The following is a 14,720-nucleotide window of genomic DNA, read 5'->3' on the forward strand; positions in this document are numbered from 1 at the left end:
CGGACGCTACCTGTTCGCCACGGCCGTCGCGTCGGGATGGTCGCATTCATACTGGGCGACGTGCCCTTCATCGAACGCCTCGCGTCGCGCGAGATCTATCGAAACCCGTGGCTGATCTTCCGGGAGGACGACATCCGCCGTCCGGACGGCAGCCCCGGTATCTACGCCGTGGTGGACAAGCCGACGTACGCGCTGGTGATGCCCTACGACGGCCGCCGGTTCCGGTTGGTTGAACAGTTCCGTTATCCGGTCGGCGCGCGACGCTGGGAGTTTCCGCAGGGCACGGCACCCGATTTGGCCGACGCCGATCCCGCCGAGCTGGCCGCGCGTGAACTCCGCGAGGAAACCGGATTGAGCGCGACGTCGTTCGAAGCGCTCGGTCTGCTCGATGTCGCTCCCGGAATGACGAGTCAGCGCGGCTGGGTGTTCCTGGCCACCGGGATATCCGAGGGAGAAACACAGCGCGAGCACGAGGAGCAGGACATGTGCAGCGAGTGGTTCTCGCGCGAAGACGTCGAGCAGATGATCCGCTCCGGGGTGATTGTCGACTCGCAGTCGGTTGCGGCCTACGGCTTGTTCCTGCTGGACGGACGTTGACTTTTTCAGTCGGCCTGAGCCCGTTAGGGCGCGATCGTGTCCGCACCGATATCGCATCGCGTCGTCGAATCCGCACCATGGGCACGGTGTGTTCGCGTTGGAGGTGCGCCCTGGCGGTGGTGCTCGGCGTGTTCACGACGCTGGGCACGCCTGCGGTCTCGGTACACGCGGCCAACCCGGTGTGGAATGGCAAGTACTCGCTGGTGAGATACGCCGTGAACAAGACGGGTACTAGCGTGGCGGCCGGTCAAGCCGAACCCACGTTCAGTGCTGACTACGTCTTCGTCACGTCGTGTTCGTCGGGCAACTGCGTCGCGACGGCCACGAATGGACCCGTCCCCAAGAACCCGACGTTGCCCCAGCCGTCTCGCTACGTCTGGGACGGAGCAAGGTGGGTGGAGCACTTCGACTTTCAGTGGGATTGCTACATGGGGGAAGGCGTGCCGAAGGTCTGGGCTCCGGCGCAGTCGTGGGCGTTCTACACGCCGCAGCCGGACGGGACGCTGCGCGGCACCTGGCACACCGACATCACCAGCGGCCCGTGTCGCGGAACCGTGGAGATGCCGGTGGCGGCGTTATCTGCGACTTAGGGGCAATAGTTCGACTCGGCGGCGCTCACCACGCCGGTCGCGTCGCTGAGGCTGATCCCCGGGTTTTGCTTCTGCACCACCTGGGCCAGCTGGTCTGGGGTATCGCCGTTGGCGCGGTCGGCGCAGATCAGATGCCCGAGCTGAATCAGCGCGGTGCTGTCCCCGGTGAGGCCGATCTTCTTAATCTGCGCTAGGTACCCGTCGTCGTCGGCCACCGCGACCCCGGTGCCCACGGTCAACGAGACTGCAGCAATAGCGGGGACGCTCAATAAGCACAGTTTACGAGCAGAAATCACGTTCGGCTCCTTATCTGGGAGGGGCGGTACAACGGCATCATTATGCGGTCCGTGAAGCGGGCCTGCGCGCCGAATTGACGAAGCCGGCAAAGTCTTTGCGCCGCCCTCGCCGGTGAGTCCCTGGACCCGAGATCCTTCTGCTCCTAACGGATACATCGCCGGAAGGGGTGTGCGCGGGGCCATCGGGCGGCAAAGCAGACCGGGGGATTGATCGAAAGTCGCCGCGGCGTTTGGCAAATGACCAGGTTGCGACGTAAAAAGGTGCCTTGCTTGGATACTCGTGAAATAGTGACCTGCTGCAATCATGTCATTTCGGAATTTCCCCCGAGTGTCGCTATCCGACAACGCGACCGGGTGGTTAGGTCGGAACTGTGACGTCCATGGTGAAGTTGTTCCGCGACACCGCCGCGGTTCGGATATTCGTTGTCGTGGTTCTCGGGGTGGTCGTCGCGATCGCGGTGGCTCATGCCAACGGTGGGCGCTTCGCGGTCGTTGGTTGGATCACCGCCGCCGGAGTGTATGTGGTGTGGACTCAGCTCATCCTGCGCGGCATGGATGCTGATCAAACCTGCATCTGGGCCACTCGCGAAGACCCCACGCGTTGGCTCGCCGACGCGGTGATTCTGTCAGCGAGCGTGGCAAGTCTGGGCGGTGTCGGATATGTGGTGGCCGCCGGGTCGCGCTCCGGTGCCGAGGCCATCCAAGCCGCCATCGTCGGCATTCTGACCGTTGCGGCATCGTGGTTCGCCGTGCACACGCTGTTCACCGTGCACTACGCGCGGCTTTACTATTCCGGCGATCCGGGCGGTATCGACTTCCATGACCCGGAGCCGCCGCGGTTCCGGGACTTCGCCTATGTCGCCTTCACCGTCGGCATGACCTACCAGGTATCAGACACCGAGATCAACTTGACGTCCATCAGAGGAACGGTCTTGCGACACGCAATGATTTCTTACTTGTTGGGCGCGGTTGTTCTGGCGGTAACGATCAATTTGATTGCGGGGCTGAGCTCCAAGGTGTGATCGACGCCGAGCGTCTCGCCTCGATGCCGTTGGTGCTAGCTGATTTTCGTGAGAGTAAAGGTATCGTGCGGGTCGCTGAGACCACAGGGCGCGCTGCTGTCCAAGAAGAGAGCAACCCCGGTGAGTGTCAGCGGGTCCCACGTCTGGTTAACCGTCACCGGATGCTGGCTGAGATCGTTGCTGCATATCGCGGCCTCCGGGATGGTGCGAGTAACGGTGTATTGGCCGTCGATCAGCGGGGCGTTGAATCCTTGGCCCGGCGCAGTCCAAACGTGCGCGACGCAGACCTGCTTACAGGTGGTGTTGATCGTCCAGGTTCCGGTATCGCCGTCCTCGTCCGCGTAGTGGTAGACCCCGTTCATCTTCGCGTCGTCGGCCGTCGCCACTGGCTCTCCCGAGGCGTTTGGCGCCGGCAGCATTGCCACGGCGGCAATAAATAGCGTCGCCCCGATGGCCGTACTGATCCTCATCTTGTTGGGCCTCATGTCTTGTCTCCCTTGGCCGCTGGCCACGTGAGATGAACGTATCCGCTAACTCGAGCGGATTTCCCGGTCGCACCTGGACGCATATTGAATTGAAAGACAGAGCGGCGAATGGACCCGAAAATTTCTATGAAATTGGCCAGCGTCCGAGCCGGCTGCCGTGTAGCGCATGGCGTTGTTCCGTCAGGCGAAACGGGCGGTTGGGACGCCGGGGCCTCGTCGCCTATTCCTAGATGCATCAGCGCGTCTCGGAGGGATGTCTATGTCAGCGCAAGGCTCGAAGTACGACTTCATCGTCGTCGGTGCGGGCACAGCCGGATCGGTTCTGGCGGCCCGGCTCACCGAAGACGAGAACATCAGCGTGTTGCTCATGGAGGCAGGCGATTCGACGCCGCCGGCGGCCAGTGCGAGTCCGCCGGCATGGCCCAGCCTGACTGAGAGCGAGGCCACTTGGGGCGACGTCACCAGCGTGCAATCCAACAGTGGCAGGACTTTGCCACTGGCGCGTGGGCGAGGCATCGGTGGATCGTCTGCCATCAACGCGATGGTATTCGCTCGAGGTCACCGTGACAGCTATGCCGACTGGGGTGAGAATGGCTCGCACACTTGGAATTTCGATGTCCTGCTGCCATATTTCAAGCGCAGCGAGACAGCGGCCAACCGGGACGGCATGCTGCGTGGCCGCCACGGTCCGCTGTTCGTCGCTCCCGCTGATCCGCCGAATCCGGTTCTGGTGGCCTGTCTGGACGCGGCAATCGAGCGTGGCTACCGTCATGCCACCGATATCAGTGGTGGCCTGGAGGTCGGCTTCGGGTTCACCGATCTCAACATCGTGGACGGACGGCGGCAGAGCGCGGCCGATGCGTATCTGACGCCGGCTCTGGATAGGCCCAACCTCACGTTCCTTGCCAACACCACGGTTCGTCGACTGCTGATAGCGGGCGGTCGATGCACGGGCGTTCAGCACGTCGCGGAGAATGGTCGATGCACGACTGCCGAGGCCGGCGAGGTCATTCTCGCCGCGGGGGCTATTGGCTCGCCGCATTTGTTGATGGTTTCGGGTATTGGCTCGTCGTGCGTCCTTCGATCGGCCGGCGTCAAGGTCCTGCTGGATCTTCCGGGAGTCGGCTCGAATCTGCACGACCACCCCATTGTTCCACTGGTATACCGGGCTGCCCGGACCGTCCCGCCGGGACGAAACAACCACGGTGAGCTTCTCGGATTGATCTGTGGCGAATCAAGCGGCGGCACACCGGATATCCAGATCTTCGGCGTCGACTCAGCCGATGTTCCGGGACTCGGAGACCTTGGCGGTTACGTCCTCGGAGTGGCTGTGATGCGGCCGTTTAGCCGCGGCAGCGTCAAGCTCGCCGGGAGCGGACTGGACGCCGTTCCCGTGATCGACCCGAATTATTTTGGCGATCAACGAGATATGAAAACCATGATCGAGGGGCTGCGGCTGGCCCGCGAGATCGGCACTGCGAGGGCACTCGACGTGTGGGGGGCCGAGGAGATCGCGCCGGGGTCCGAAGTTGAAGGAGACGTTGAGCTTCGGCGCTACATTCAGCGATCCGCTGCCTCGTACTTCCATCTGGTGGGGACATGCGCGATGGGCAGCACGGCCGAAAGCGTCGTCGACGCGCAACTGCGGGTACACGGGGTCGATGGCCTTCGTGTGGTTGATGCCTCCGTCATGCCGTCGATCCCATCGAACAACCCGGCGGCGACCGTGTACGCGATCGCCGAGCGCGGTGCGGATCTGATCTACTTCGGCGGTGACTACGAAATCGCTTCTTGCGGTGGTGATCTGCTATGACACAACAACCGCGCGATTACCTGTACGGTGGCGAATACGCTGCGGAGCGTGCTCGACTCGCCGCCATCGAAGCCTTGTGGGACCCGGGTAGCGAGTCGCTGCTGGATGAGCTCGGACTTGGCGTCGGGTCGCGATGTCTCGAAGTCGGTGCCGGAGGGGGCTCCTTAGTCGAATGGATGGTCGGACGTGGCGCGGCGGTTACCGCGGTCGACATCGATACGCGATTCATCGAGCACCTCGCGTCGGGTTCCGTCGACGTCCGGCGCCTGGACATTCGAAGCGACGACCTCCCTCCGGGTGGGTTCGACTTTGTGCATGCACGACTCGTGCTCGAGCACCTCGCGGATCGCAGGAGCATTCTTCGTAAACTCGTCGGGGTGCTGCGCCCGGGCGGCTGGATAGTCATCGAGGACTACGAGTTCAGTTGCTACAGCTTGGGTGATCAGCCGTACCTCGACGCGACCGTGCGCGCGTTCTTCGGAGTAATGGAGCTGGCCGGCTTCGACCGAACGTTCGGGCGTCGAGTGGTAAACGAGCTCGCTGAAGCCGGTTTGACCGATGTTCGGGGCGAAGGCCGCACCCGAATCATCGACGCGCAGTCGCCGGGCTTCGAATTCTTCAAGCTTTCGTTCGAGAACATCCGGGAGCAGGTCGTCGCGACGGGAGCATTGACTGTCGCTGATGCGGATGCGACCGCTGCCCGGTTCGCCGACCAGAGCATGCGCATCTTCACCCCGATCGTGATGGCCGGAATCGGCCGCCGCGCCTGACCGCAGGAGTCGGATTTGGAATCGGACGTGGAGTCCACGTGTTGTGTGCTGCGTGGGATTGCACGTCACTGACGAGAGTGCCGCAACAGATGACGGGGCCGGAGAAGGCAGGCTGGTGCGCAGCGCGTTCGCGATGCTGCGTGTCTTGGGGCGGATGCAAGGGCCGGTCGGAGTCAGCAGGCTCGCAGCCGCGGTCGGTATTCCCAAGACGACGGCGCATCGGCTGCTGGAGCAAATGGCCCGGGAGAACATCGTCGAGCGGCGCGAGCGCAAATGGGTGCTCGCCGTGGGATTCCACGATCTCGACCGCCGAGACCGCGATCTGAGCAGCATCGCCCGGCAGCGGCTTTACGCCATGACACGCGCAACGGGGGCGACGTTGAGTCTGTGTCTGCAGTCGGCGGACACGCTGCGACCCTTGGCCAGTACGTGCGGACGCCTCACGACACAGGTAATGACTGCTGTCGAACAAACCATGGCGCCGCGACATCCGGCGTCGGCGATGTGGGAAGCGCTTGAAACCGGGCGACTCTGCGCTGAGCATCGAGTGGTGCATCCGGAATGCTGCTGTATCGCTATGCCGTTCGTGCTCCCGTCGGGTGACATCGCGGTCCTCGGGCTGGCTCTGCCCGATCACCGGGCGGTGGAATCGCTCAAACGTCCGTTGGACAAGATGGCGTCGCTGATCCTCGAGGATGTCAGTCGATGGGAAAGCCAGCTGGCGTAACGAATGCTCAGCAGTGGGGCGCCCAGCACCTCTGGTTAGGGCAATAGGTCGCGTGCGCGATGCCGACCATGGATCCGACGTCGCCGACCGCAATGCCCCGTGGGTCCAGGTTGGCGTGCACGTCCCGGGCAATCTGGTCTGGCGTCCAGCCCCAGCCGAGGTCGTCGCAGATGAGCTGCGCCATCCCGATCATGGCGGCGTCGTGTCCGGGCGCCCAGCTGAGGCCGGCGGCGCGCAGTTGAGCGAGGTACGCGTCATTGACGGGATCGGCAGTCGCAACGGGAGGGCTCACGACCAGGGCGGCACCCACCATTGCGGGGACGGTCATGCGGGCCAGCCAGCGAGATGAGGACATAGCTCAGTGTGCGATGCCAAAGCGGCGCGCGTATGAAGGCACAGCGAAAACTGGGTCCCGGGCAGGATTCGAGCCCGGTGCTCAGCCGCGGCGGGAAAGACCGGCGGCAGCCCGGATCTGCTGGCGAGCCGCGGCGCGATCGGTCTCGGGAAATATGTAGTGGCTCAAGGCGGTCCGCGCGATGGCGCCGGCAAGGTCGCGGGGATCCACGGCTGCGGCCAGCGCCCCCTCGCGGGCACAACGCTGCAGAACCTCGACCAGCCCTTCGGCAAGCATGGGCAGCGCCGCGGCCATCTGGTCGTGCGCGAAGCCCGGCTCGAGGTCGAGCAGCCGCCCCGGCGGCTGAGCCTCGAGGAAGCTCGCGACCGCGTCGACCGCCGCCTCCAATCGTGCGACGCCGACGACTCCGGACGTCGCGTCCTCCATCGCGGTGCTGAAGCGCCGGCGTTCGCGTTTTCCCATCGCGTCGATCAGGTCTTCTTTGGACACGAAGTAGCGGTAGATGGTGGGCCGTGACACCCCGGCCAGGGTCGCCACGTCCGACAGCGACATCTTGCGTGCGCCGGTCCGGAACACCAGCCGCTGGGCCGCGTCCAGGATTCGATCGGCCAGATCCCCATGATCTGAGCCGGATTTACGCGATTCGGCGAGCGGCACCGTGGCGGCCCCTACAACTTGCCGAGGTTGCGTAGCCACGAGATCAGCAGCCGCAGTCCGTCGTCAAAGGACATGGGCGCATAGCCAAGGCGCCGGGTGGTCAGGTTATCTTTGGTTCTGGTCCTGCGCGCGCTGCCCGCCGCGGCCTTCGCGATGGCCATCAAGGTAGGCCCGAATTCGGCAGTCAGCGCCTCGGGGTCGGTGCGGTAGTCGAGATCCTGGACACGGTGCTCGATTTCGGCGATCTCGCAGGCGCGGTTGATGCCGCCGGCGGTACTGAAGGTGTCTTCGGGCCGGCCGACCAACAGGTAGCGCTCACCGGCCGCCCCCTGGTCCAATGCGGCGATCGAGCCCTTCGCGACGTCCGCTCCGGCGACCCAGGTCACCGGAAAAGCCAAATAGCGCTTGATCTTTCCGCGCATGCCTGCCAACAGCACCCGATTGAAACTGGTGCGGTGCAACGCGCGTTCGACGACCAGGCCGGGACCGTAGATCGCGCCGGGGTGGCAGGTCAGCACGTCGTCTCCCGCGGCCGCGCGCCGGTGGGCTTCCAGGAAAGCGGCGAGCTTGGTGACGGTGTAGGGGTCGTTGGGCGGGTTTTGCAGAATGGGCGCATCTTCGAAGTCGAGGCCGGTGCTCAAGTCGAGGAAGGTGGCGGTGCTCAGGGCAACGACCCGACGCATGCCATGGGCTTTGGCCGCATCCAGGACGTTGGTGGTGCCGACCGTGTTGACCGCCTTGAAGTCCGCGAGGTCCTGACTCGCGCCGCCGAGCAATGCCGCACAGTGGATCGCCGCCTCGGCACCCTTGGCCGCGTGTGCCACATCGTCGGCGTCGCTGATGTCGCCCTTGACCAATTCGACGCCGATCCCGGCCAGCGCGGTGGCTTCATCGGGATTGCGAACCAGGGCGCGGACGTGGTCGCCCCGCGCAATCAGTTGCTCGCAGACGTTGCCGCCGGTCTGGCCGGTCGCGCCGGTGACGAAGATCGTGCTGGCCATCGCGGCCTCCCTTGGGCTTGCTGCACGTTACATATCGAACATAATTAGTGAGAACTGTAAACCTCGAAGTAGGAAGGTTCTATAGTCAACCGCATGACACTCGATCCCTCAAGCGTGTTGCTGACCGATCGCGTCGCGGTGGTCACCGGCGGTGGCGCAGGCATCGGCCGGGGCATCGCGGCAGGGCTGAAGGCCTTCGGCGCGCGGGTGGCGATCTGGGAGCGCATCCCCGAAACGTGCGCGTCGGCCGCAGACGAGATCGGTGCTCTCGGCATCCCCGTCGACGTCCGGGACAGCGCCGCGGTGGATACCGCACTGGCGCAGACCTCCAGTGAGCTCGGGCCGGTGACGATCCTGGTCAACAATGCCGGCGGAGTCTTCTGGTCGGGGATCCTCGAGACCACCGAAAACGGCTGGGACGCCCTGTACAAGTCCAACCTGCGCCACGTTTACCTGTGTACGCAGCGGGTGGCCCGCAACCTCGTCGAGCAGAAACTGCCCGGCAGCATCATCAGCGTCACCTCGATCGAGGGCGTGCGCGCCGCGCCCGGTTATGCGACCTATGCGGCGGCCAAGGCGGGCGTCATCAACTACACCAAGACCGCCGCGCTCGAACTTGCCCCACACGGCATCCGGGTCAACGCGCTGGCCCCCGACATCACTCTGACCGAAGGCATCCAGGCGATTGCGCCACCGGGTTCCGAGCAGCGATTCGGACTCACCGTTCCGATGGGGCGCGCCGGCCATGTCGACGAAATGGCAGGCGCGGCAGTGTTTCTCGCATCCGACATGTCCAGCTACGTCACCGGCCAAACGATCCACGTCGACGGTGGCACTCATGCCGCCAGCGGCTGGTATCACCACCCGGAGACCGGCGCATACGCGCTCGGGCCGACAACTACATAGGGCGAGGAAGAAATTCTTTAGTTCACATTCGCTGAATAGCGCTCTGTGCCGATAATGGCTGCAATTAATCGCCCGTATTGATCGCCACGTGCGCCGACATTCCGCCGTCGATCGAAATCATTTGTCCGGTGATGTAGCGGGACTGCTCCGACGCCAGAAAAACGACGAGTTCTGCGACGTCTTTTGGCTGTCCGACATACGGCGTCAACGTGGCGAGGCCCAGGCCGTCGAGGATTTCGGGGGACAGGTGTGCGCACACGGCGTCGGTGAGGATCAAGCCGGGCACGACGGTGTTCGCTCGAACGCCTTGCTTTCCCTCGCTGGTGGCCACGTACATCGTCAGGGCGTGCACCCCGGCTTTCGAGACGCCGTAGGCCAGCCGGGTCCGGTCGCCGGACAGGGCCGCGCCCGACGACATATTGACGATCGAGCCCCCGCCACTTTCCCGCATCTCGGGAACGCCGTATTTGCACATCAGCAGCTGACTTCCGAGGTTGACCTGCAACGACCGCTGCCATACGTCCATGGGCATCTCGGTGACCGTGGTGTCGCGAGACAGGAAGCTGCTGGCGGTCAGCGCGGCGTTGTTGTGCAGAACATGGAGCCGGCCGAACTCCGCCACCGTGGCCTGCACCACCGACCTCGCCACCTCTTCCTCAGCGAGATCGCCGCCCAGCGCGATGGCGTGGGCACCGGTTTGCCGAATCTCGTCGGCGACCTCGTTGGCCTTCGCCTCGTCGATGTCGACGACGGCAACGGCCGCGCCTTCGCGGGCTAATTCGTTCGCCGTCGCCGCACCAATCCCGCCGGCACCTCCGGTAACTATCGCGACCTTTCCGGCAAGTCTGGACATTGATTTCTCCTTTTGACTACCGCGTAAAAAAGATAGCCTGAATTAATGCCGCGTATTGCACCGATCCCGATGGAAGAACTCAGCTCGCACTCCCGCGAAATCGTCGATGCCGGCGTGGCCGCCGGGCTCTACGCGACGCCGGTGCCGTTGCAGATCTTCGCCTATCGCAGCGCACAGCTGGAGCAAGTGAACATGGCCAGGACCCACCTCGGTGCCGGCACTCTGCTCGGCGGCCGGATCCTCGAGTTACTGCGTATCCGCAGCGCCCAACTCGGCGAGTGCGAACCCTGTAGCCAGTCGCGCAAGCATGATTCGATCACCGACGACGACGTCGCATGCCTGCTGGCGCCGGGCCACGGCGCGCTGACGCCGCAAGAGCAGATGGCCGTCGAGTTCCTCGATCTGCTCTCCGCTGATCACCACGCCATGGACGACGAGTTCTACCAGCGGTTGGCTGAGCAATTCACCGCCGCGCAGATCATCGAGCTCGGTTTCACCTGCGCGGGCGTGATGGGATTGCACCGCTTCATCCACACCCTCGATGTCTACGGCGACTCCGCCCCCGTCATCACGTACGGCCAGGATCAGGTCGACAGCACAAAGCCGGTGTAAGGGCTAGGGTTCTCGCACTGGCCTCGACATATGAAGGTAGGGAGGCGAACTCGGTGAAACTCGCAACATCGGCGGCCGCCCTGGCCCTTGTGTCGGCATTCGCTGTACCGGCGGCGGCGAATACGACAGCGGCAGCCACGCCATGGTGCGGGGCCGATTCGCTGAATCTGGCCGCCAGTCCACCGATTTCGCCCGGCCAACAAATCTATCTGCACTTTTACGTGATTTTGACGAATGTCTCCCAGCAGACCTGCACCCTGCAGGGCTATCCCGGCGTGGACCTCGTCGGCCCCGACGACCCGACGTTAGGCCCTACCTACAGCCTGCCGAGACAGAGCGGCGATGTGCAGGCCGTCGTTCTCGCGCCAGGAGCATCGGCCGCCAGCCTGGTGGCCTTCCTGCCGAAGATAGGCCCCGGCGGCTGGGAGCCGGCCTGGCCGCCTACTACCATTGTGGTGACTCCGCCGGACTCCACCACAGCGCTACAGACTCCCTGGATTGCCGACGGCCTCACCGTGCTACGACAGGGCGACGGAACCCACCCGGGTGGCCGCGTCGGGCCGCTGCAACCGTACGCGTGAATCCCGTTGTCGGATCTAGGTTTCGGATGCAATGGGCTCATCATCGATGATCAGGTCTCGTTCAATCGCACCGCTTGTCGCAACCATCGCGCTGATCGCAAGCATCGCCGTCGCAGCGTGTAGTCGAAGTCCCGACGCGTCCGCGGCCGATTACGCCGTGTACGCGGAATACTCGCTGTCGAACAAGCCGATGGTTGCCGGCTGGAACGCCCGCGTTTTCAACAAAAAGGAAGTCCAGGAAGGCGAGAACATCAGCCTCGACGACCGGACCGGCGTTGTGACGCTGCGGGCTGGTCTGTATCACGTCACCGCCATGTCGCTCGTCAACTCCTACGATGTGGCCAACACGGCCATCATCCCGACGTTATTGGCGCCACCGGCCGGCTATGCGCGGCTGCGATATCTCGAGGATGCCCTGGCGCCGGATGTCGTTCCCACCATCGACGTGCTCAACGCCAGCAACGCCAAGGCGCTGTCTATCGGCACCGGAAGCGACGCCAACGCGCTGCCGAGCTTCATGGAGACCTTCGTGAGGGTCAAGGACAAGGCCAACCTCGTCGTCGAGCACCAGGTTGGTAATGAGGTGAAGGGCCTCTATCTGCAGGTCAACGCGAACGGCTCGGCCTGGCACGTCAACGCACGGATCTCGATCCAACGGCTGTGAGGCGATAGACGACGAGTTAGATCGAAGCGGTCGTCGGGTCGACGCGCGCCTCATCGCGCTGATACCGCGGCGCTTTCGACAACAAGACCACATAGAGCACGTCGAGAACCAGAATCTCAACGTAGATCACCAGCCAGAGAACATTTCCCGGGGTGTAGAGGTACTGGGAGATGGAAGCGGTCAACGTGCCCAGCAGCTTACCCCAGGCTATCCACATGCTCTGGCCGCGCCGATCACCGCGACGAATGAGCATGCTCAAGAACAGCGCCGACATGACCAGGTTGTCGACGAACGCCGTATAAACCGAGCCGCTTTCGCGTCCGAACACCGACACCGTGGCGATCATCATTGGGGCCACCATGACAAAAGTGACGACGAAGGCGGGCCAGAAGTAGACCTCGGGAAGGCTTTTCGGGTAGTCGGAGCGCCAGTACTTCAAGAAGACCGCCAGGATCGCGATATCGGCGGCGAACCAGATCAGGTTGATCACCTCCTGCATCACTCCGCCGACCGACGGATAGACGAACGTGAACAGGAACTCCCAGGTGATGTTCATTGCCAACGCGAGAAAGGGCATCGCGGATGCGCGGTCGAGCAGGCCCTGCCGTATCACGCATGCGTAGGTGATGATCCAGAAGATCCCGCTGGCAAGCCCGAATATCTCGATCATGGACTTCGGAGACCTCATTCCGCCGTGGTCAACATACAGACTAGTAGTCTGTAACATGTGGCGTGGTCAAATCGACGACTCAGTTCTGAACACCGGTGCGTCGGCCGATGACGAGACGAACCCAGGCCGATCGCCGTGCCGCGACCCGCGCGGCCATCGTGGCGTCCGCCCGCGAATTGTTCACCGAGCACGGCTATCACCGGTGCAGCATCGACGCGATCCTGGATCGCGCCGGATCCAGCAAGGGGGCCTTCTATCACCACTTTTCGGACAAGGCCGCGGTGCTCGAGGCGCTGCTCACCGACTTCGAGGAGGACGGCGTCCGCAGGGCCAGAGAGTGGAGTGCCGGGATAACCTCGCCCCTGGCGATCATGCGGATGTCGGTACGGAACCTATTGGATTGGTGCACCGACCCTTACATCCGGCAGGTCGTGCTGACCGACGCGTTATCGGTGCTTGGCTTTACCCGGTGGCACCAGATTGACGATCGCTACACCCTCGACGTTCTGGATCGACTGCTTCAGCGCGGCATCGCGACAAAAGAGGTGCGACCGCTGCCCTCGACCCGGATGACCGCTCGGCTGATCATCGCCGCAACAAATGAGGCGGCCCTGTTCGTCGCAAACGCGCTCGATGTCGACGCCGCCCGCGCAGAGGCGCTTGCCGGCATCGACTTCATGATCACCTCGATTGCCGCTTAATCATCGGAAGCCTTGGTGTTGCTGCTATTTCGTCTCCGCGCGTCGATATGCACTCGGGGTGAGCCCGCTAAATCTCTTGAACGCGTGGGTGAATGCGCCTTCCGAGGAATATCCGATTTCGGCCGCCACCGAACTAACGGTGCGTGCGGTGGACCGCAGCAGCCGAGACGCCGCACGCATGCGCAGAGCCGACAGGTACGCCAGCGGTGATACCCCGACGCCGTCGGTAAATCGCTGAGCAAACGAGCTCCGGGACATGTTAGCGGCGGCGGCGAGTTCGGCGACGTTCCAGTTCCGGCCGGGGGTCACATGCATCGCCGCCAGCGCCGGGCCCAGGTTGGGATCGCGCATGGCGCGCAGCCAGCCATCAGTTTCGGTGCAGTCGAGCAACGTCCGAACCACCTGCACGATCAGGATCTGCGTCAACACATTCCGCATCACGGTCGTCCCGGCTGCGTTGTCGCGGGTCTCACGTTCGAGCATCTGCAGGGCCGGTCGCAACGCCTCGGCGCCGTCGCTGCCGGCCGCGATCCTGGCGCGACTCGGAACGTAGTCCAGCAGCAACGCCGCGGTCGTCTCGTCGAACTTCAGACTGGCGCATACCTGGACAAATCGATCCGGATCATTGTCAATGACGTTGAGCCGCAGCACTGTCGAGGGCCGTCGCGCGCCGGTTGGCGCTGCGTGAACTTGTGTTGGTGGCCGCATTCCTTCCGCGGCGCGCTGTCAGCGTCCTCGAACGGATCGCCGATGGCGAGCGCATGTTGCTGGACGCGTGGGGCCAAGCCTTTGCTGGGATGTCGCGAGACGAGTTCGGCGGGACGACGTTGACCCCGGCGATCGCCGAGGAATTCTTTTACCACGATTGCGCGCCCGATGATGTCAGGAGCACTGTCCTGCCGCGGCTGACCACAGAGCGTGCCACCAGACTGTTCTCCGAGCCGATCCCGCTGCCCGACGAAAGACTCACGCAGTCGCTATGTGGTGTGCACTGCGGACTGCACACTCAACCCGGAATGGGCCCGCCAGGCGGCCGGGCAGTTCTGTGACGAGGTGGTCGAGTTCGACGCCGGACATTCCCCGTTCTGGTCGAAACCAGATGAGTTGTGTCACTTGCTGACATCCGGCGATGACAGCGATATCGCACGCCAAACGTCAGCTTGAGGGCCGTGCATCTCACTGCAAGAGTGCGGCCCGGCAACTTAGCTCGGCAGCCTGAACCGGCTTGACCTGCGTAAACGGTGGTGCCCCCGGCAGGATTCGAACCTGCGGCCTTCTGCTCCGGAGGCAGACGCTCTATCCCCTGAGCTACGGGGGCGCACGATATTGGTACTGCGCCATTGGGCCCCGACAGACTAACGCATCGAGGTGGCTGCGTCGTCACCGCAATGGATTCGGGGCGTAGGCGCGCCAACCAATA

The 14,720-nt window shown here is 63.8% G+C and carries 20 protein-coding genes and 1 tRNA gene; 12 read left to right on the forward strand and 9 right to left on the reverse strand.

Annotated features, from left to right (window positions below; all coding sequences use genetic code 11):
- Nucleotides 1-36 precede the first annotated feature (36 nt).
- The gene (locus H7K34_RS06455; protein ID WP_264061013.1) at nucleotides 37-597 is read left to right on the forward strand and encodes an NUDIX domain-containing protein; all 561 of its coding nucleotides are present in this window, start codon (nucleotides 37-39) and stop codon (nucleotides 595-597) included.
- A gap of 77 nt (nucleotides 598-674) precedes the next feature.
- Nucleotides 675-1,187: an Rv2253 family sensor-like surface protein gene (locus H7K34_RS06460; protein WP_264061014.1), complete on the forward strand. Its 513-nt coding sequence runs from the start codon at nucleotides 675-677 to the stop codon at nucleotides 1,185-1,187.
- Here H7K34_RS06460 and H7K34_RS06465 read toward each other — a convergent pair.
- On the reverse strand, nucleotides 1,184-1,456 hold the full coding sequence (locus H7K34_RS06465; protein WP_264061015.1) for a DUF732 domain-containing protein: 273 nt from the start codon (nucleotides 1,454-1,456) through the stop codon (nucleotides 1,184-1,186). The genes H7K34_RS06460 and H7K34_RS06465 overlap by 4 nt on opposite strands.
- 407 nt (nucleotides 1,457-1,863) lie before the next feature.
- On the opposite strand from H7K34_RS06465, the gene H7K34_RS06470 reads away from it, so the two are divergent.
- The gene (locus tag H7K34_RS06470) at nucleotides 1,864-2,505 is read left to right on the forward strand and encodes a DUF1345 domain-containing protein (RefSeq protein WP_264061239.1); all 642 of its coding nucleotides are present in this window, start codon (nucleotides 1,864-1,866) and stop codon (nucleotides 2,503-2,505) included.
- A 35-nt stretch (nucleotides 2,506-2,540) separates the two neighbouring features.
- On the opposite strand, the gene H7K34_RS06475 is transcribed toward H7K34_RS06470, so the two are convergent.
- A complete protein-coding gene (locus H7K34_RS06475; RefSeq protein WP_264061016.1) occupies nucleotides 2,541-2,990 on the reverse strand; it encodes a hypothetical protein in 450 nt (149 codons plus the stop codon).
- A 259-nt stretch (nucleotides 2,991-3,249) separates the two neighbouring features.
- Here H7K34_RS06475 and H7K34_RS06480 point away from each other — a divergent pair, with 259 nt between their 5' ends.
- The 3 genes from H7K34_RS06480 to H7K34_RS06490 are packed head-to-tail and all read left to right on the forward strand — an operon-like array spanning nucleotide 3,250 to nucleotide 6,300.
- Complete coding sequence (locus H7K34_RS06480; protein ID WP_264061017.1) at nucleotides 3,250-4,803, forward strand: GMC family oxidoreductase; 1,554 nt, start codon at nucleotides 3,250-3,252, stop codon at nucleotides 4,801-4,803.
- Nucleotides 4,800-5,573, forward strand: a complete 774-nt coding sequence (locus H7K34_RS06485; protein WP_264061018.1) for a methyltransferase domain-containing protein — start codon at nucleotides 4,800-4,802, stop codon at nucleotides 5,571-5,573. The genes H7K34_RS06480 and H7K34_RS06485 overlap by 4 nt, the downstream gene beginning before the upstream one ends.
- A 52-nt stretch (nucleotides 5,574-5,625) precedes the next feature.
- Nucleotides 5,626-6,300 carry a helix-turn-helix domain-containing protein gene (locus tag H7K34_RS06490; protein WP_264061019.1) on the forward strand — a complete coding sequence of 225 codons (675 nt, stop codon included), beginning with the start codon at nucleotides 5,626-5,628 and terminating at the stop codon, nucleotides 6,298-6,300.
- A 7-nt stretch (nucleotides 6,301-6,307) separates the two neighbouring features.
- Here H7K34_RS06490 and H7K34_RS06495 read toward each other — a convergent pair whose 3' ends face one another.
- From H7K34_RS06495 to H7K34_RS06505, 3 genes are all read right to left on the reverse strand, one after another.
- The gene (locus tag H7K34_RS06495; RefSeq protein ID WP_264061020.1) at nucleotides 6,308-6,628 is read right to left on the reverse strand and encodes a DUF732 domain-containing protein; all 321 of its coding nucleotides are present in this window, start codon (nucleotides 6,626-6,628) and stop codon (nucleotides 6,308-6,310) included.
- A gap of 108 nt (nucleotides 6,629-6,736) precedes the next feature.
- Nucleotides 6,737-7,312, reverse strand: a complete 576-nt coding sequence (locus H7K34_RS06500; protein ID WP_264061021.1) for a TetR/AcrR family transcriptional regulator — start codon at nucleotides 7,310-7,312, stop codon at nucleotides 6,737-6,739.
- Between the two features lie 11 nt (nucleotides 7,313-7,323).
- Nucleotides 7,324-8,313 (reverse strand): NAD-dependent epimerase/dehydratase family protein, encoded by a 990-nt coding sequence (locus H7K34_RS06505; RefSeq protein ID WP_264061022.1) that lies wholly within the window; start codon nucleotides 8,311-8,313, stop codon nucleotides 7,324-7,326.
- Nucleotides 8,314-8,406: 93 nt separating this feature from the next.
- Between H7K34_RS06505 and H7K34_RS06510 the strand changes: the two genes are divergently transcribed.
- A complete protein-coding gene (locus H7K34_RS06510) occupies nucleotides 8,407-9,219 on the forward strand; it encodes an SDR family NAD(P)-dependent oxidoreductase (protein WP_264061023.1) in 813 nt (270 codons plus the stop codon).
- 64 nt (nucleotides 9,220-9,283) lie between these two features.
- On the opposite strand, the gene H7K34_RS06515 is transcribed toward H7K34_RS06510, so the two are convergent.
- Entirely contained in the window at nucleotides 9,284-10,072 is a 789-nt protein-coding gene (locus H7K34_RS06515) for an SDR family NAD(P)-dependent oxidoreductase (protein WP_264061024.1), read from the reverse strand.
- Between the two features lie 45 nt (nucleotides 10,073-10,117).
- On the opposite strand from H7K34_RS06515, the gene H7K34_RS06520 reads away from it, so the two are divergent.
- The 3 genes from H7K34_RS06520 to H7K34_RS06530 all read left to right on the forward strand — a co-directional run bounded on the left by H7K34_RS06520 (nucleotide 10,118) and on the right by H7K34_RS06530 (nucleotide 11,929).
- Nucleotides 10,118-10,684 (forward strand): carboxymuconolactone decarboxylase family protein, encoded by a 567-nt coding sequence (locus H7K34_RS06520; RefSeq protein WP_264061025.1) that lies wholly within the window; start codon nucleotides 10,118-10,120, stop codon nucleotides 10,682-10,684.
- 53 nt (nucleotides 10,685-10,737) lie between these two features.
- Entirely contained in the window at nucleotides 10,738-11,265 is a 528-nt protein-coding gene (locus H7K34_RS06525; RefSeq protein ID WP_264061026.1) for a DUF4232 domain-containing protein, read from the forward strand.
- A 157-nt stretch (nucleotides 11,266-11,422) separates the two neighbouring features.
- Nucleotides 11,423-11,929, forward strand: a complete 507-nt coding sequence (locus tag H7K34_RS06530) for a hypothetical protein (RefSeq protein ID WP_264061027.1) — start codon at nucleotides 11,423-11,425, stop codon at nucleotides 11,927-11,929.
- A gap of 16 nt (nucleotides 11,930-11,945) precedes the next feature.
- On the opposite strand, the gene H7K34_RS06535 is transcribed toward H7K34_RS06530, so the two are convergent.
- Entirely contained in the window at nucleotides 11,946-12,599 is a 654-nt protein-coding gene (locus tag H7K34_RS06535) for a transmembrane-type terpene cyclase (RefSeq protein WP_264061028.1), read from the reverse strand.
- A 107-nt stretch (nucleotides 12,600-12,706) separates the two neighbouring features.
- Here H7K34_RS06535 and H7K34_RS06540 point away from each other — a divergent pair, with 107 nt between their 5' ends.
- Nucleotides 12,707-13,300 (forward strand): TetR/AcrR family transcriptional regulator, encoded by a 594-nt coding sequence (locus H7K34_RS06540; protein WP_264061029.1) that lies wholly within the window; start codon nucleotides 12,707-12,709, stop codon nucleotides 13,298-13,300.
- A 24-nt stretch (nucleotides 13,301-13,324) separates the two neighbouring features.
- On the opposite strand, the gene H7K34_RS06545 is transcribed toward H7K34_RS06540, so the two are convergent.
- Nucleotides 13,325-14,008, reverse strand: a complete 684-nt coding sequence (locus H7K34_RS06545) for a helix-turn-helix domain-containing protein (protein WP_372510704.1) — start codon at nucleotides 14,006-14,008, stop codon at nucleotides 13,325-13,327.
- Between H7K34_RS06545 and H7K34_RS06550 the strand changes: the two genes are divergently transcribed.
- Nucleotides 13,999-14,349, forward strand: coding sequence for a hypothetical protein (locus H7K34_RS06550; RefSeq protein WP_264061031.1), 351 nt, complete (start codon nucleotides 13,999-14,001; stop codon nucleotides 14,347-14,349). The two genes, H7K34_RS06545 and H7K34_RS06550, sit on opposite strands and share 10 nt — an antisense overlap.
- Before the next feature lie 193 nt (nucleotides 14,350-14,542).
- On the opposite strand, the gene H7K34_RS06555 is transcribed toward H7K34_RS06550, so the two are convergent.
- Nucleotides 14,543-14,618, reverse strand: a tRNA-Arg gene (locus tag H7K34_RS06555).
- Between the last annotated feature and the right edge of the window lie 102 nt (nucleotides 14,619-14,720).

The sequence above is a fragment of the Mycobacterium montefiorense genome (assembly GCF_025823255.1).
Lineage (GTDB): Bacteria > Actinomycetota > Actinomycetes > Mycobacteriales > Mycobacteriaceae > Mycobacterium > Mycobacterium montefiorense.